Genomic DNA, 16,368 nt, shown 5'->3' with positions numbered 1-16,368 from the left:
CCCCTTATATTTTTCAGCACGTACATTTCCTTATTTATTATAGCTCCCAAAGCTCCTGCTTAGATGTTGTAATTGCATCAGCACCTGCATGTAGCGCTTCTTCAACTTCATTCTTCGTCCGAATAAGTCCACCTGCAAAGATTTTTATATTTGTTTTCTCTTTTACTTCCTTAATCATCCACGGCATTGCGCCTGGTAATACTTCTATATAATCTGGCTTTGTCTTTTCGATAAGTCGATAGCTTCTATCTAATGCATGTGAATCAATTAAAAACATTCGTTGAATCGCGATAACACCCTTTTGCTTCGCCTTTAAAATAACGCTTGATTTTGTTGAAATTAAGCCATATGGATCGAATTGCTGACATATATATTCTGTTGCATAATCATCATTTTTTAAGCCGTGAATGAGATCAACGTGGTAAATCATCTTCTTCTTATGCTTTGAAGCAAGCTTATGAATATTTGCAAGTTGAGAAATATGAATTTCTAAATAGACACCTATTTCGTATTTACTTTGTAAGAATATTTCAAATTGTTTAAGAGATGAAATAGCTGGGAGAATTTTTTGCATAGATGCTCGACACCTTACCCTATAAAGTTATTTACGTTGTATTTATCTTTAACTGTATGATAACTAACGGGAACTAGATATTCAAAGAAAAAAAGCAGATTGAATATTGGGGACAGTCCCCACCTGTTCTCATGGGGACTGTTTTTGGAGGATGCTATGAAATTAGTGTGTATGGCTCCCCTTTGATGGATTTGTGATAACGAATTCTTCTCTTGGGACATAGAAGTATTGAACCCAAACACCATCAAGAAATTCCTCACGTTTGTCTAGCAATACATCGATCCCTTTATCAGTGCTTACAATTTCGTCGTGCTCTGTTGGAGTATCAAGAGAAATGTCATAGTGAGCATGGTCTCCGTGTTGATGTGTGACATATACACGAATCATTTCGCCTTCCTTCGCTTCATTATCCAACATCTTTTGTAAAACCTTTGCTGCATTTCGATTAATTTTACATTTCATTCTGCTTACCTCTTCTCTCGTTTTATTAACATAATAGTTCCTTGGCAATAAGCTCGTACGATCGCCATTTGTCTTTCGGTTCATGAGTTATCGTAAGTAGCATTAATTCTGTAGCTCGGTACATCGTTTTTATCTCAATGAGTTTCTGCCTTACTTCCTGTGGATTGCCGATAATCATGTTTTTCTTCATATTCATTATCAACTCTTTGTCCTTAGTTGTAAAAGGATATGACTCCGCCTCTTCAACTGAAGGAATCCCTTCTCTAGCCTCTCCTTTTGCCATTAAAAAATTCCAAAGCAGGCTACTTAATGCTAGCTTTTCTGCTTTTTCTGTTGTTTCTGCACAAATAACGGATACTGCAACAATCGTTTCTGGCTTTGCATTATGGTCTGAAGTAAAGTTATCATAATATAGCTTTACGATTTCACTACCATTCGTCTCACTCATAAAGTCAGCATACGCATAGGGTAATCCGTTCTCCGCAGCAAGTAACGCACTTTTCTTACTCATTCCGAGAAGCCAAAGCTCTGGTGCTGTTTGTGGAAGTGGTGCAGCTGTTATTTTTGCGTACATATGATCCGAAGCAAAGTCATTAGCTAGAAATCCTTTAAGCTCTTTAACTGCTTGAGGAAATTCCCTCACAGCCTCTAAAAAGTTTTTCGATAGGGCCATTGACACTTCTGCAGAACCACCAGGGGAACGCCCAATTCCTAAATCAATCCGATTCGGGAAAAGAGTTGCTAATAAATGATGAGTTTCAGCTACTTTATAAGGCCGGTAATTCGGTAGTAAAATCGCACCTGAACCAATCCGTATCTTATTTGTTCTTGCACCGATATAACCTAGCATTACCTCTGGTGCAGAGCATGCTAAGCCTGGTAAATCATGATGCTCTGCAATCCAATATCTTGTATATTTATATTCTTCACCAATTTGTGCTAGTTTAACAGATGCTTCTAGTGCAGCCTTTGCTGTTTGACCAGATGAAATCGGTGATTGGTCTAAAATACTTAATTTCATTTTTCCACCTTCTCGCAATGTTTAAAGAAACATTTCTGCTAGAGCATGATATGTATAAAGTTTATCTTCAAAATCATATACATTATTTATGATCATAAATTCATCTACTCCATATGTTTCACTTAATAAAAGGAGTTGCTCCCTTACATATTCAGGATCTCCAACAATCATTCGTTTTCGATTTTGCTTCATTTTCACCAACTCAGCCTTTGAAGCCTGGTAATTTCTTGCTTCTTCATTTGAAACAATTCTCGTATCTCCGCCTCTTTCAACTGCTAATAGCCAAAGGTCTTGAGCTAATGCGATTTCCTCTGCCTTTTCCTTTGTCGGTGCACAAACGACAAAAATACAAACATTCAGTTTAGGTGTTTTTAGAAATGCTGATGGTTGAAAATGGTCTTTATACTGGTTGATTGCCTGTCTTCCATTTACAGGTGTTATAAAATGACCATATGTAAAGGATGTCCCATACTCAGCGGCAAGTATTGCTCCAGTCTGTCTTACACCTAGCATCCACATCTCTGGCATTGTATAACTTTGTGGATAAGCCTTCACTTGGTGAAATGGATGGTCGTTCGATATTTCATTTGTTAAAAAACTTTGTAAATCACGAACTTGCCGAGGAAATTCATTAAGACTTTTTCTTATTCCATCTGTTAATGCCAATCTAGTTACCGGTGAACCTCCTGGGGATCGTCCGACACCTAAATCAATCCGACCTGGATAAAGGGCTTCTAATACTTTAAAATTTTCTGCAACTTTAAACGGACTATATTGTGGGAGCAGTACACCACCAGATCCAACGCGTATTCGCTTCGTATGTGCAGCAAGATGCGCTAAGAGAACCTCTGGTGAAGTACCGGCTAGCCCATTCGTATTATGATGCTCAGCAACCCAAAATCTCGTATAGCCTAATTCATCTGTTAGCATAGCTAATTTTGTTGTTTTTTCGAATGCTTGATTCGCAGTCTCCCCCATTCGAATAACAGATTGGTCGAGCACACTTAATTTCATGCCTTCCCCAGCTTTCTTTTATTTATTTCATTAATTTTTTCATGAGTTTTAAGCTATTTTTTGCGTTTGGATAACGAATGCTTAAATCAAAACGATTCGTTTGCTTTAGGATGCTTTTATAATGTGAAAATGCAACAAAACTCGACTCACCATGATAGGTGCCGATACCACTTTCACCAACACCACCAAATGGAAGATATGGTGTCGCAATATGCATCAATGTATCGTTAACACACCCGCCACCAAACGATATTTTTTCAAGAATTTGTTTTTCAGTTTGGGTATTCGTTGTAAATAAATAGAGCGCCAATGGCTTTGGGCGATTTGTGACAAACTCAATCACCTCTTCCACCTTTTCATATTCAAGAATCGGAAGAATTGGTCCAAAGATTTCTTCTGTCATGACAGGTACTGACCTATCCTTCGGTCTCATCAAGGTTGGGGTAATTTTAAGTTGTTCTTCATCCACTTGACCACCGTACAGAAGCTCTCCATCAGACAAATAGCCTTTTACCCGTTGGAAATGCTTGCTATTAATGATTTTCGGATAATTTTCATTTTTAGAAGCATCCAATCCGTAAAAATCTTTTACAACTTTTTTAATTTCTTCAATCAACCTGTCCCGTACAGAGTGATGTACATAAAGATAATCCGGAGCAATGCAAGTTTGTCCTGCATTTGTCCATTTACCGAAAGCGATTCGTTTAGCAGCTAGCGGAATATTCGCCGTTTCATCAACAATGCAAGGGCTTTTCCCACCAAGCTCAAGAGTGACCGGAATTAATTGTTTCGCAGCAGCCTTCATTACAATCTTTCCGACAGGAACACTTCCGGTAAAGAAGATATAATCAAAGGGCTGCTTAAGTAAATGGTTTGTCGTTTCAATTCCACCTTCAAGAACAGCAATATAGCTTGCATCAAAGCTTGCTTTCATCAGATTTGCAATAAGCCTTGATGTATGAGGTGCTAGCTCTGATGGCTTTAAAATTGCCGTGTTACCTGCAGCAATTGCCCCAATTAATGGTGCCAATTGTAACTGAAATGGATAGTTCCACGGTGCGATAATTAATGTCACACCATATGGTTCTGCTACTTTATATCCCTTTGAGCCAATATGAGTCTTTGCTGTTTTTACCTTCACAGGCTTCATCCACGAAGTCAATCTTTTAATCGTAAACCTGATTTCCTCAAGTAAAAAACCAACCTCAGTCATATATGCTTCTGTTTCAGACTTGTTTAAATCCTGCTTTAATGCAGTACAAATATCACGCTCATTTGCCCTAATGATATCTGCTAGCGTTTGGAGCATCTTCATCCTAAATTCCTTAGAAAATGTTTGCCCGCTTTTAAAAAACTCTTTTTGCTGTTGGACCGTTTCTTCAACTGTTGCAAAAGAGTGTTCTGCGATTATCGGCATATCTGTCATAAAATTTGCACCTCAATCTGATTGCTCTTTTTTAGCAATAAACAGTTATCACTCTATATGTATTAATCAAATTATTAAGAGAGAGGAACTAGCTAGTTACTCTTGATAGTCCGCTAATGCTTGCTTATATTTTTCATACCAACCTTCCCAAAGCTGTTTGCGATTATGGACCGTTCTGCCATCTAAAAGCTCTCCGATTACATCTAAACAAACATGCCATCCTGCAAGATCCTTTGGTGTATGTGGTGTAACATTTGTTAGCTTTTCTACAAATGTTAGTCTGCATTTATCTTTTTCTTCCTTTAAATAAAAATAAACACGATCTTCCCCCCACATAAACGCTAGTTCTTCATACGGAGTGACAGCGATAATTTCCATCTCTTCAAATGTTCCGTCCCCCATATCAAATTTCATCACTCCGCCTTTTTTCAGTTCAGCAACACTTAATTCAGAGAACCACTTTGCTAATTTTTCATTATTTGTTAGCCAAGACCATACGGAAGCAACTGAATGATGATACTCTCTTTCAAAAATTGCAGCATATTCATTTTCGCGTTTTTCAATTTTCGCTATCATATTATTCCTCCAATTATTCCTTTCTTATTATCTTATCCTAATCATCATTTAAATGAAAACGCTAGGCTTTTAAGGCAAAATAAAAAGGAGTTCACATAAACTCCTTTTATATATAAAAAAATTTAGTTAGCAATTGTCCTCGCTAATTTTGTATAAATGCTATTTAAATAATATAGTCGCCTATTTCTTTTTTCTGCTTGTTTTTCAATTTCCTTACCATGCTTGAGGAGATAGCCTCTTAAATCCCCCTGATAAACTAGCTCAAAACGACCACATTCAGTGATATCATTTGGTTTCACTAAACAAGCAGGTTTATCCTTAATTGATATCCCACCATTCGATAAAATGGTGGCAACAAATTGTGAACAAAAGTAGGCTTTCTCTCGATTCATTTTTTTATTTAGCAATACTGCAAATAACCCAATAAAATTGTATTTATAAAGCTCTTGTTGCTCCTCAATTTGTTTAATTCTTTGGATCATTTCTCTATACTCACTTTCAGACACTGTGCACTTATAAATAGCACATGACGCTTGCCTAAATAACTGTCCTTCCATATCTTCCTTTACGAAGCCACCAATGAAAGGATTGTTAGGCTTTTTTCGGCCAAAGCTATATGCAACATCTAATTGCTGATCAAAGGATATAGACGCATGATTAAATGGATATCTAGTAAACACCTTAATGATTCTTGTAAATAATGTTCCAGTGTTTGTTAGAATAATAAAAACCTGCAATTTAATACCTCCTATCCACAATCAAATTTATCCTTGTTTTTTAGTGATTTTCATCAATAGAACGTTTTTCAGCGTTTATAGGTGCGTTAACGATTAAACCCTTAACTCCCATTTTTGTTAAGCCGAAGTCGAGTACTCTGTTCGTCTTAAACGGATACGTACATGTTTAATAGAACTGTCTTACAATTCGTTTCTTATTTTCTTATACTTTCATCTATTGTTTAACGCTCTTAAGCTTTAAATCGTTCTAGGTCTTAAGCAGTAATTTTCACATTTCCCCTTAATTGTCTTTCGATACATTACTAGGAAAATATTACTTTATTGTTATTGTTCTCAGTATAACAATGATTTGAATAAAAAGTCGTAAAAAATATATAAAAAATGTATAAAATTTTTCTAGAATAAAAAAAGGATAACACATTGTCACCCTTATATAAGCTTGTTATTAAAATAACTAGTTCAGTTTAAATCTTTCCTTACTAGTTTTCAACAGGTAGAAATTTCTTTATGCTTTCCTCATTTCCCTTAAATCCCTAAACAAGTATTTAATCTCATGAGAAATATAACCTTAAAGGGAGCGATTAATTCTAAAAGCTCTTCGGATTATATATAAATATTATTGCATAAAAATCCATAAAGTTGTATATTCATAATTATCTAATTTAATAGGTCTTTAAGAAATCATGGTTTAGAAAAATGGTTACTAGTTCACAATAACAAGCTTTGAAGGATTAAGTGCATTTAAAGATCATCATTTATATTCAAATATGGATTCTCCGCTTTAGTAACCAGATTTAATTATGTAAATCAAAGGTAAAGGGGCAATACAATGGCAATTAAACCCGAATCAGTTCATTTAAATGATTTTTTAAAAGAACTTAATGTAGTTGACTATTCGCATCCAATCATTAGCGAGAAGATTAATGAGTTATTTTCTAATGAGCAAACAGATATTGAAAAGGTGAAAATTGCCTTTGATTATGTACGAGACAGCATTTCACATTCTTGGGATATCCAAAGTAAAAGAATCACCTGTAAAGCCTCTGACGTACTAATAAATCGAGAAGGAATTTGTTATGCCAAATCAAATTTATTGGCAGCATTACTAAGAGCTGTCCAGATTCCAACTGGTTTTTGTTATCAACGGCTCACACTATTTGACACGCCAGAAAAAGGTTACTGCCTGCATACACTTAATGGAGTTTTCATTAAGTCACTCAATCGCTGGATTCGCATAGATGCCCGTGGGAACAAACCAGGGGTAAAAGCTGAATTCTCTATAAACGAAGAAATTTTAGCCTTCCCAATAAGAGAAGATCTCGGAGAAATTGATTACCAAACGATTTACTCAGCACCAAATGAAAAAACAATTAACACACTTGAAACAAATACTGATTTACTAGAAGTTTATTTACACCATTTACCTGATAAATTATAAGAAACATGAAGGCATTGAAGCAAAAACAAAGGAAAAACTGTAATGTTCCAATGCCTCTTTAATTAGCCTAAATCTAATTTAGCTAAAATATAATAACCTTAATATTAAAAAAAGCGATGCTCTATCCTTTATTAGTAGTTATGGTATTTTATAGAGCTTACAACTTAGATTCGGTTTCAAACCTTCTTCCGAATATTAACTATTGGATTTAAAATACACTTCTTCATATGGCTGGACAACGACAAACCCGTCTCCTTCAAATCTCATTTGGATAGATTCACCACTGCCTCTGCCAAAAAAGGTTTTTAACGTAATATCTGTTTGAAATTCAGGCTGGAGGTTTCCTGACCAAGCTACCGTTGCATTCGGATCGGTGATGACCGGTCTATCTGGTGTAACTCGTAATGTGAGGGGCTCATAATGCGACGTAATTGCAATCATCCCTGTTCCTTCACAACGGACATTAAATAAACCGCCTGCCATCATTCCCGCAATTCGCTTCATTAGCTTTATATCCCATTTTATGCTTGGTTCAAAAGCTAATAGGTCATTACCATTTACATGAATGACATCATTTCGCAAATCAAGTACGATGACTTTTTTCCCCTCGTCTGCCAAATATAATTTTCCGTTTCCCGTTGCTTTCATTAAGGAAGCACCTTCACCTGTAAAAGCCTTTTTAAACGTTTTACCAAGTCCGTGTTCAAAAAGCCCTTCCCGTTCAAATTTAATATTTCCATTATACGAAATCATCGATCCTGCCTTTGCCCAAACTTGGCCTTCAAGATTCACTTCAAGCATACGCGGTGTTTCCAACTCAAATAAGCCTTGCCCCTTATCCTCTTGCTCTGTCTGCTTAAGAAATTCCTCTATTGAATATTTGCTCATCTTAGCACATCCCTTCTACCTTTTATTACGAGTAACCGTTGTAATATGTTTCAATTTTTTCCACTTTTTCTATTAATTCCATAAAAAAAGCCCCATCAAATCCTGATGGGACCACAATCATTAGAAGTAAAAAATACAAATTACAATCACTAGAATAATGCGATAAATCGCAAATGGGATAAGCTTAATTTTGTTTATTAGCTTTAAGAAAAAGCGAATTGAAATAAGTGCAAAAAGAAAGGCACTTATAAATCCTACTATGAAAAATGGCATAGCATCGAGTGTGAAGTATTCCCAGTTTTTCAACAAGGAAATTCCACTTGCTCCAGCCATAATTGGAACAGCCATAATAAATGTAAAGTCAGATGCTGCACGGTGGCTCATTCCAAGTAGAACACCGCCAGAAATTGTTGACCCAGAGCGCGAGAATCCCGGCCAAAGAGATAAACATTGGATTAACCCAATTGATAAAGCCTGCTTGTACGTGATTTTATCAACTGTTTCAATTTTTGGCTTTCTAGGGCTAAACAAGTCGGCACAAATCATTAAAATAGCTCCAACAACTAAACCGATTAAAACAGTTTCCAGAGAGAAAAGATGCTCATCGATGTAATCTTCAAAAAGTACACCTAAAACCCCTGCTGGAATTAAGCCGACAATTACTTGAGACAATCGTAAATGCTGACCATTTGATTCAGCAGTTCCTTTCTTTTTCATAAGGCGGTTTAAGCCAAGCAAATCGATAAACCGATCCTTAAACACAACAACAACAGCTAAAATCGATCCTAATTGAATGACAATTTTGAACGTATTTGCTACATATTTCCCTAAGAAATCTCCAGACTGTAACCACATATCATCTACTAAAATCATATGACCTGTCGATGATACAGGAGCAAATTCTGTTAATCCTTCCACCATTCCAAGTATCAGAGCTTTAATAATTTCAAAAATATCCATTAAAATAAATCTCCCTTTTCATTACATTAACCTTCGCATTATACGATTATAGCATGATTGTCTAATTTTTTTCCTATTTTTTAAAAGAAAAAGGGATTTCCTAAAAAAAGGATAATCCCATCGGCAAAGATTAATGATAGTATGCTCTACATTTTTACTTGCAAGGGAACTAGTATACCAAATTACAGACTTAAATCGAAAAGTCCTTCAATCGTTTTGAGGAACTTTTCGATTTAATGATTTTGTTAAAATCTATCTACCTTATAATCTTTTAATAATCGTAATTGTCTACTAGGATTTACCCTTCAGGTACTTCAATTTTTTTCTTTTCTTTTTCTTTCGTCCATTTAAACACCTTGTTTAAATATTTATAAATCGTTTTGCTTTCCTTTGTCATTACTGGACCTATAATGGCTAAAATAAGCACATACAGAGCAGTAAAAGGAGTTAATATTGAGTTTAAACCAGCAGTGATACCGAGATTTGCGACAATGATTGAGAATTCTCCTCTAGCCATAATCGTGAGTCCTATACTTGTTGAGGCTTTATGAGAAAGTCCCGCTTTTCTCCCTGAAATCATACCTGCAACGAAATTCCCAATAATTGTAACAAAAGCGGCACCTAACGCTAACCAAATCGCATCAGCTAAAGTAGAAGGATCGATGCTTAAGCCGAAGCTAAAGAAGAATACGGCGCCAAAGAAATCTCGAAACGGCACGACCAAATGTTCAATGCGATCACGATGCTCAGTTTCAGAAAATACTAATCCTAACAGTAACGCACCAATTGCTTCTGCAACGTGAAGAGTTTCTGAAAAACCTGCAACAAAGAACAATATCGCAAATATGACAATAATGAAAATTTCATCTGACTTAATATTAAGCCATTTATTTAATAATGGGGCACCTTTTCGTGCAATGATGAAAAATAGTAACATATATCCAACTGAGATGAGAACGGAGGTAATGATACCAAGAGCAGATGTGGAGCCTGCTAGTAGAACACCAGACATTGTGGTTAAAAATAAGGCAAGGAAGATATCATCGAATAGGATGATTCCTAAAATTAGCTCGGTTTCAGGATTGGCTGTTCTTTTTAAATCTACAAGAACCTTCGCGACAATCGCACTTGAGGATACACTAAGTAGTCCGGCGATAATAAGTGTTTCCATCCATGGCATACCTGCGATAAAGCCATACGCCAAACCTAAAATAAAATTGATTGCTACATAAATACTCCCACCGACAACAATATTTTTCCCAGACTTCGCCAGCTTTCCTACTGAAAACTCTAAGCCTAAATAGAAGAGTAAAAATAGCACCCCAATTCTTCCGAGAAATTGGATAATATCGTTACTTTCAATAAATCGTAAGTCGATAATCCCAAAATGTGGGGCATGTGGGCCAACAAGCATTCCTAAAATAATGAGAAACGGAATGATCGAAAATTTCAGCTTGTTGGCAATAATTGAACCGATTGCAACAAGGACAAGTGCTGTACCTACTTCAAATACTAAATGATCCATTTTTCACCTTCACCTCTCACAAGATAGTAAATTTTTTATTAATTCTTTAATTTGATTTCTTTCACCAGAAATCACCAATGTATCACCAACCTCAATGATTGTGTCTGAGCCAGGATTAATCGATCTTTTTGAATTCTTTTTCTTAATTGCGATAACATTAACCCCATAGTTATTTCGTATATCAATTTGACCAATTGTTTGATTGACTGCAGCTGCATTAGGCTCTACTTTAAACCATTCAATAATTAAATCATCGAATGCAAAGTCTACCGTTTCTAACGCTTTCGGCTTATAGCTCATTCCACCTAAAATACCTGCAATCTGTCTAGCCTCTGCATCATTTAATGTGACGTTACTGATTACTTCATCATGATCATCTGAATCAAAATGATAAATTTCTCTTCGGCCATCATCATGAATAACGACAACGAGCTTATCCTGATTTTTAGTCACAATTTCAAACTTGCACCCAATTCCTGGGAGTTCACTTTCTCTAATATTCATTTTCTAAATCCTCCTTATGATTTGTAACCATTGAATTAAGGCTTAACTGCTTTAAAGATTAACATCAATTTCCGTTCGAATTTGCTCTTCCTTAGAAATCCCGAGATATTTAAGAGTTTCTGATGGAGTTGAATGGTTAAAATGTTTCTGTAATATCGAAATGGCGACTCCCCGCTTATACGCATGAAATCCAAAGGTTTTCCGCATTGAGTTTGTTCCTATTTTCCCTTCAATTCCAACTGCCTCAGCAGCCTGGTGAATGATACGATACGCCTGTTGCCGCGTAATTGGCTTTTGTGTTTTTGGGGATTTAAATAAATAGTGGTCATTTTCCAATTGATGCACTTGAATATAATGATGCAGGTCTTTCTTTACTTTATGATTTAAATAAACTTCCTTTAGCGTTCGTGATTCTTTATGTGGAAGTAAATAAAAATCCTTAATTCCCCCACTATTTTCTACGACATCGCCAACCTTTATTTCCAATAACTCCGTAATTTTTAATCCAGTATTAATCCCAAAAACAAATAGGACATAATCTCTTTCCGAATGTTTTTTTAAATATCTCTTCATGGAATTGATTTGTTTTACATCCCTTAAAGCTTCTACATATTCCATTGTTTACTCCCCTTAATCAATGTTACTTAATACCATTATATAATATAATTATGTAACATTCAAATTTATAGTACTATTTCTTTCTGATTAAGGAGTCGTATCCTCATTTCCTCTAGGGAGATATAACAGCAACTCCAAATTCCACCCATTTATTTGTACAAAGTAGCTGATTAATTTCTTTGATAATCATTTTATTAGCACCACCAATTCATTACTTTAACTTAAATATGTAAGATTAAAATTTGATAATATATGTAAAAATCTATTTATAAAGTTGCTACTATTGATAGAATTTATACATAGAAATAATGTGGCCTTTGGATTTAAAGAAGGATGAAAATACAAAAAATGCAGGAATTGATCAAAAAGATAAATAGGTGGTACTACTATTTGAACATATATTTAACAGCATAAAAATATTTGGGATCAGCACTTCAGCCTCTTTGCTGTAGTAAACTTCAAAAACACTCTAAATAATATCGGAGAAATTTATTCTATCCTAGCAGGAAATAAAAAAGACGCTATCATTCAACTATCTGAATGTAGCGTCTTTTCCATTGATTGTGACCTTTCAAGATAATTTTTCACTAGATCAGCTTCTGTTCTTCTCCAATAAATCGTTAACATTAAGCCTATAAACCCAGCCATCCCAGCAACATAGAAGACCGCTGCAAAATAAAAGGTGTGACTGAACATCCCAGCTATAAACGGTCCGATGAAAATCCCAATGGCATAGACAGCTTGGAACACTCCCATCGCTGTTGCCCGTTTCTCAACTGAGATGGTTTGAATCGCCATTCCCATTAGGAGAGGAATCGTTAACCCTTTGGCAAAGCCATTAAACACTTGCGATATATATAATAATTCCAATGATGATATTAACGGTATTATTGCCGAAAAGATACACGTACCTAGAAAACCATAGAATAAAATCGTCCATTTATTAAACCGACCTATAATAAACTTTCCTGAAACAATGGTGCAAGAGCATGTGGGATCATAAAGCAAAAAACGAGGATAATTAAGCTTTCCTCTGTTGCCCCTAACTCAAGCGCATATGTTGGTGCATAGCCAAACATTGTAATAAATAAGACAGAATGAGCTAACGCTGATAACAAGGCTGCTTTTAAAACAATCGTTTCCCTTCCAATTTCTCGTAATTCCTTCAACTCGATTTTTTTCTGAACAGCTTGGGATTTGCTCTCTTTTACTGAAAGAGACATAAGGATTCCAATACAGCCTAGCAAGCCACCAATCCAAAATGGCGCTTTCCATCCCCATTCGCTAACAAGATAACCGCTTATTCCCATACTTAATAGCTGTGAGGAAACTGTAATAAATTGAATATTCCCCATCGCCTTTGTCGCATCCTCAGGCTTAAAATAGCTTGATACAAAACGGTAAAGGCTACCCACATTGATGCTGTTACACCAGAAATGACCCTAGAAACAAAAGAAAAGGTCAAGCTTTCGGTTAACGCAAATCCAAAGCAGCTGATGACTGCGGTGACCAAGCCTAATATAATAAAAGGTTTACGAATTTTCATCTTGTCAGAAACAATCCCGATCGGAAGTCGTAATAAAATTTGCATAATTCCATAGCTACCAACGATAAGACCAACTAAAGATGCAGAACCTCCTAAAAAATCTAGATACTCTACAAATACAGGCACATAAATATATAAAGAAAACCAATAAATAAACGTGATGATGATGAAAAACAAATGATCATATTTAGAAACTTCTTGTCTCGTCTCGTTTTTCTCCAAGCTAGCTCCTCCTGTAAGAGAAAGATAAATGCCTAATTACTCATGAATTAAGGGTATTGTAACTCGAACCTCTCCTCCACCCGCTTTTGTGTTTCCAAGAGTAAGCTCTCCATTGTGAAGTTCCACTGCATTTTTTGCAAATGTCAATCCCATTCCATAATGACCTTTAGAATGACGGCTCTTATCGTCCATGTAAAAAAGTTCTGTGGCTCTTTTTAACCCCATTTCCGAAAATCCATTGCCTGTGTCCTTTACAATAAAATAAAAAGTCACAGAATCGCATTCTGCATGCACCGAGACAGTTCCGCCTTCCGGTGTATAATCAACTGCGTTTGTTAAGATATTCAATAATGCCCTATGTAACAATTGCCAATCTATTTTCGCTTCTTTCATTAGATTTTCTTTTTTGAACAAAATGTTTATATTTTTATTTCTTTTATAGGCGGATATATCCTTGAGGAGAGTTTCTGTCAACTTATCTACAGATGCTTCCTCTAAATGAATCGTTAAGGAATCCTCCGCTTTCGAAAGATGAATCAGCTGATAAATATATTGTTCAATTTGATTTCCTGCTCCAAGAATATACTTTGTATACTCTGCTTGGTCTTCGGTTTGATTTGACAAGCTGAGCAATTCAGCATTCCCCTTAATAATGGTAATCGGAATCTTGATATCATGTGCCAAAGCACCTATTTGTTCTTTTTTATTTTTTTCTAAACGCCACTGTGCCTCAAGTGAGGACTGAAGAGCATCTCTCATTTCAATCATGGAGTCAATCACATCATCGAATTCCTTAATATTTGTAAATTCGGGAGTGAATTGCAAATTTTGCTCTTTTATATTTCGAGTGATTAAGTTCAATATCTTAAAATGTTTTCTTAATCTATTCGCAAAGTAAGTTGTTATAATAGAGATTACTATGATGAGCAAGATAATCAAAATACAAATACTCGTTAATTCATAATTAGGAAGGTATTTTCTTAGTAAAGGTGAACTGAAATCTGCACGCAATGAATATTGCAAAACACAATATTCATCATTTCTTTCTATAACCAAATATCCTTTTTGCTTATAATTGACATAAGGTTTTTTTTCAATCTTCTTTTTTACCAGTTGCAGATCTTTTTCGTTAATAGTTCCAGCTGTTTTTTGATTTGTTTCTTTATCAAGGATAGCATATGACATTGAAGCAGGAATCATATCAGCAGTTACTTTGTCGATGGTTCCTAACTTCGGTGACAGTTTTTCTGCCTCTCGTTCATTATAATTCGCTGGGTGTAAGAAACCTGTATTCATTGCGATCGTATTCATAAATAAATATAGCAGAGCAAGTACGACCAAACTAATACAGAGGGTCACCATATACTTTATCAGTTCTCTACGAAGTGTTTTCTGGCTCTTAAAACCTATTCCCATTTGTATCCAACGCCCCATACCGTTTTAATTGGGTCTGCATTATGCTCTTTACATTTTTTTCGAATCGTTCTGATAAATTCAGTAATTGTTGAATACAAGGCATTCCCATCTAATCCATATATCTCCTCGTAAATTTGTTCTCTCGAAAAAATTCTTCCTTTATGTAGAGCTAAAAATTCACAGATCTTATATTCATTTTTTGTTAGGTTGAGTTTGTTGTTATTGATAAATACTTCTTTACTATCAAAATGAAATAAAAAACCAGAGATGATTCTTTTCGATTGATGTTTATCTCTCCGTTCCCTTCTTAAGTGAGCATTAACTCTCGCACTTAACTCTCTAACACCGAACGGCTTTGTAATATAATCATCTCCGCCGGTAAGAAGACCTTTTACTATCGCTTCCTCTTCCGTTTTAGCTGTTAGGAATAAAATCGGACAATCAACCAAAGGCCGTATCTGTTTACATAACTCAAAACCATCAACATCTGGCATCATAACATCGAGCAAAATTAAATCATATCCTTGAAATAAATCAGGTGGCTGTCCTTTAACATGATCTAATGTGTCAACTTGATGCTGGTCACGTCGCAAAATATTTTGTATTAATACAAGAATGTCTTTTTCATCATCGACAGCAAGGATATTTGCCATTGCCCGCTCCCCCATACTATTCAAATATTTTTCTGCCTTCCCATTTACTAAACCATATAAGGCTGGCAATGATTGTAAATATTATACCAAAAACCATAATCAATACCCCTGAATTTATTTCATGCATAAACAAAGGATTATCTCCTTTATTTACTGCTTTAAAATGTAATACTCCATTTAAGCCTGACAATCTAATCCCCCAAGCCCACGGGTTAAATTTCCATATAGCATCTCCTAATCCTGTGTTCATTAAAGCTGTCATAAGCAGACCGGCTCCTCCAAACAGGACAGAAGCCCCCATTCCAAACTTATAGCTGATAAAAAGGTAAATACAATACAGGACTACACTTCCCGCAACTAGCGAGGCACCACCCTTTATAAAGATATCGTATGACAAATCCGGCACTTTTAAAATAAACTTTAAACCTATTATAAAGATGAATAGCGCTAAACCAATAGAGCAAACCCCCATGAGAAGCAGCATTAACATTTTACTCATATAAGCAAGGACTTTCGGAAATGTGCTCCCTAGTAGCACTTGAAATTTCCCTGCCTGTTCTTCTAAGGATGCAGTCATTCCGCATAGCACTCCAATGAGCAGCGGAAGTGCAACTGCTATGGCTTCCATAAAAGATTTATACAAGTGAAATTGACTTTGATCTCTCCCCAAAAAATAAAGGATCAATATACACGGACAAACTATAGGAATAATAAAATGCAGCCACATAAAGGAGGTGTGCTTACTCTTTAGAAAATCAGCTTTTAAACACCTCAAAAGCAATCTCACC

At 35.6% G+C, this 16,368-nt stretch carries 17 protein-coding genes and 1 pseudogene; 1 reads left to right on the top strand and 17 read right to left on the bottom strand.

The genetic code is table 11. From position 1 onward, the window contains the following. Window positions 1-37: 37 nt before the first annotated feature. The 7 genes from ACTJJ9_RS04345 to ACTJJ9_RS04315 form a co-directional block, all read right to left on the bottom strand. Window positions 38-574: a glycerol-3-phosphate responsive antiterminator gene (locus ACTJJ9_RS04345; RefSeq protein ID WP_145581343.1), complete on the bottom strand. Its 537-nt coding sequence runs from the start codon at window positions 572-574 to the stop codon at window positions 38-40. Window positions 575-736: 162 nt separating this feature from the next. Continuing rightward, a complete protein-coding gene (locus ACTJJ9_RS04340) occupies window positions 737-1,036 on the bottom strand; it encodes an iron-sulfur cluster assembly accessory protein (RefSeq protein WP_145581342.1) in 300 nt (99 codons plus the stop codon). Between the two features lie 25 nt (window positions 1,037-1,061). Beyond that, on the bottom strand, window positions 1,062-2,057 hold the full coding sequence (locus ACTJJ9_RS04335) for an LLM class flavin-dependent oxidoreductase (RefSeq protein ID WP_440768481.1): 996 nt from the start codon (window positions 2,055-2,057) through the stop codon (window positions 1,062-1,064). A 21-nt stretch (window positions 2,058-2,078) separates the two neighbouring features. After that, window positions 2,079-3,071, bottom strand: coding sequence for an LLM class flavin-dependent oxidoreductase (locus tag ACTJJ9_RS04330; protein WP_145581341.1), 993 nt, complete (start codon window positions 3,069-3,071; stop codon window positions 2,079-2,081). A 22-nt stretch (window positions 3,072-3,093) separates the two neighbouring features. Continuing rightward, a complete protein-coding gene (locus tag ACTJJ9_RS04325; protein ID WP_145581340.1) occupies window positions 3,094-4,497 on the bottom strand; it encodes an aldehyde dehydrogenase in 1,404 nt (467 codons plus the stop codon). 96 nt (window positions 4,498-4,593) lie between these two features. Beyond that, complete coding sequence (locus ACTJJ9_RS04320) at window positions 4,594-5,073, bottom strand: SRPBCC family protein (RefSeq protein WP_145581339.1); 480 nt, start codon at window positions 5,071-5,073, stop codon at window positions 4,594-4,596. 122 nt (window positions 5,074-5,195) lie between these two features. Then, complete coding sequence (locus ACTJJ9_RS04315; protein WP_186324163.1) at window positions 5,196-5,810, bottom strand: hypothetical protein; 615 nt, start codon at window positions 5,808-5,810, stop codon at window positions 5,196-5,198. Window positions 5,811-6,639: 829 nt separating this feature from the next. On the opposite strand from ACTJJ9_RS04315, the gene ACTJJ9_RS04310 reads away from it, so the two are divergent. Next, window positions 6,640-7,248: a transglutaminase-like domain-containing protein gene (locus tag ACTJJ9_RS04310; protein ID WP_145581338.1), complete on the top strand. Its 609-nt coding sequence runs from the start codon at window positions 6,640-6,642 to the stop codon at window positions 7,246-7,248. 195 nt (window positions 7,249-7,443) lie between these two features. Here the strand turns inward: ACTJJ9_RS04310 and ACTJJ9_RS04305 are convergent, their stop codons facing one another. From ACTJJ9_RS04305 to ACTJJ9_RS04260, 10 genes and pseudogenes are all read right to left on the bottom strand, one after another. After that, entirely contained in the window at window positions 7,444-8,136 is a 693-nt protein-coding gene (locus tag ACTJJ9_RS04305; RefSeq protein ID WP_095297260.1) for an AIM24 family protein, read from the bottom strand. Window positions 8,137-8,256: 120 nt separating this feature from the next. Beyond that, window positions 8,257-9,096: an undecaprenyl-diphosphate phosphatase gene (locus tag ACTJJ9_RS04300; protein ID WP_095297258.1), complete on the bottom strand. Its 840-nt coding sequence runs from the start codon at window positions 9,094-9,096 to the stop codon at window positions 8,257-8,259. Window positions 9,097-9,394: 298 nt separating this feature from the next. Continuing rightward, complete coding sequence (locus ACTJJ9_RS04295; RefSeq protein ID WP_095297256.1) at window positions 9,395-10,621, bottom strand: cation:proton antiporter; 1,227 nt, start codon at window positions 10,619-10,621, stop codon at window positions 9,395-9,397. Between the two features lie 9 nt (window positions 10,622-10,630). After that, window positions 10,631-11,125: a cation:proton antiporter regulatory subunit gene (locus tag ACTJJ9_RS04290; protein ID WP_095297255.1), complete on the bottom strand. Its 495-nt coding sequence runs from the start codon at window positions 11,123-11,125 to the stop codon at window positions 10,631-10,633. 51 nt (window positions 11,126-11,176) lie between these two features. Then, window positions 11,177-11,743, bottom strand: coding sequence for a tyrosine-type recombinase/integrase (locus tag ACTJJ9_RS04285; protein WP_145584235.1), 567 nt, complete (start codon window positions 11,741-11,743; stop codon window positions 11,177-11,179). Between the two features lie 528 nt (window positions 11,744-12,271). Continuing rightward, entirely contained in the window at window positions 12,272-12,751 is a 480-nt protein-coding gene (locus ACTJJ9_RS04280) for an MFS transporter (protein ID WP_440768480.1), read from the bottom strand. After that, a pseudogene (locus ACTJJ9_RS04275) lies at window positions 12,697-13,415 on the bottom strand (MFS transporter). Before ACTJJ9_RS04275 ends, ACTJJ9_RS04280 begins: the two are co-directional and overlap by 55 nt. A 132-nt stretch (window positions 13,416-13,547) precedes the next feature. Continuing rightward, on the bottom strand, window positions 13,548-14,927 hold the full coding sequence (locus ACTJJ9_RS04270; protein ID WP_145584237.1) for a HAMP domain-containing histidine kinase: 1,380 nt from the start codon (window positions 14,925-14,927) through the stop codon (window positions 13,548-13,550). Beyond that, window positions 14,918-15,580 carry a response regulator transcription factor gene (locus ACTJJ9_RS04265; RefSeq protein WP_145584239.1) on the bottom strand — a complete coding sequence of 221 codons (663 nt, stop codon included), beginning with the start codon at window positions 15,578-15,580 and terminating at the stop codon, window positions 14,918-14,920. Before ACTJJ9_RS04265 ends, ACTJJ9_RS04270 begins: the two co-directional genes overlap by 10 nt. A 16-nt stretch (window positions 15,581-15,596) precedes the next feature. Continuing rightward, a complete protein-coding gene (locus tag ACTJJ9_RS04260; RefSeq protein WP_145584241.1) occupies window positions 15,597-16,367 on the bottom strand; it encodes a lantibiotic immunity ABC transporter MutG family permease subunit in 771 nt (256 codons plus the stop codon). Between the last annotated feature and the right edge of the window lies 1 nt (window position 16,368).

The organism is Metabacillus sp. 22489, from assembly GCF_052044855.1.
Taxonomy (GTDB): Bacteria; Bacillota; Bacilli; order Bacillales; family Bacillaceae; genus Metabacillus; species Metabacillus niabensis.
Note: the sequence above shows the minus strand (reverse complement) of the source record. Positions and strands in the feature narration are given on the sequence as shown.

Coding starts and splice junctions, on each gene's coding strand:
- ACTJJ9_RS04325 (WP_145581340.1), bottom strand. CDS start 4,497: ATGACAGATATGCCGATAATCGCAGAACACTCTTTTGCAACAGTTGAA.
- ACTJJ9_RS04300 (WP_095297258.1), bottom strand. CDS start 9,096: ATGGATATTTTTGAAATTATTAAAGCTCTGATACTTGGAATGGTGGAA.
- ACTJJ9_RS04295 (WP_095297256.1), bottom strand. CDS start 10,621: ATGGATCATTTAGTATTTGAAGTAGGTACAGCACTTGTCCTTGTTGCA.
- ACTJJ9_RS04290 (WP_095297255.1), bottom strand. CDS start 11,125: ATGAATATTAGAGAAAGTGAACTCCCAGGAATTGGGTGCAAGTTTGAA.
- ACTJJ9_RS04305 (WP_095297260.1), bottom strand. CDS start 8,136: ATGAGCAAATATTCAATAGAGGAATTTCTTAAGCAGACAGAGCAAGAG.
- ACTJJ9_RS04345 (WP_145581343.1), bottom strand. CDS start 574: ATGCAAAAAATTCTCCCAGCTATTTCATCTCTTAAACAATTTGAAATA.
- ACTJJ9_RS04270 (WP_145584237.1), bottom strand. CDS start 14,927: ATGGGAATAGGTTTTAAGAGCCAGAAAACACTTCGTAGAGAACTGATA.
- ACTJJ9_RS04320 (WP_145581339.1), bottom strand. CDS start 5,073: ATGATAGCGAAAATTGAAAAACGCGAAAATGAATATGCTGCAATTTTT.
- ACTJJ9_RS04310 (WP_145581338.1), top strand. CDS start 6,640: ATGGCAATTAAACCCGAATCAGTTCATTTAAATGATTTTTTAAAAGAA.
- ACTJJ9_RS04335 (WP_440768481.1), bottom strand. CDS start 2,057: ATGAAATTAAGTATTTTAGACCAATCACCGATTTCATCTGGTCAAACA.
- ACTJJ9_RS04265 (WP_145584239.1), bottom strand. CDS start 15,580: ATGGCAAATATCCTTGCTGTCGATGATGAAAAAGACATTCTTGTATTA.
- ACTJJ9_RS04340 (WP_145581342.1), bottom strand. CDS start 1,036: ATGAAATGTAAAATTAATCGAAATGCAGCAAAGGTTTTACAAAAGATG.
- ACTJJ9_RS04285 (WP_145584235.1), bottom strand. CDS start 11,743: ATGGAATATGTAGAAGCTTTAAGGGATGTAAAACAAATCAATTCCATG.
- ACTJJ9_RS04330 (WP_145581341.1), bottom strand. CDS start 3,071: ATGAAATTAAGTGTGCTCGACCAATCTGTTATTCGAATGGGGGAGACT.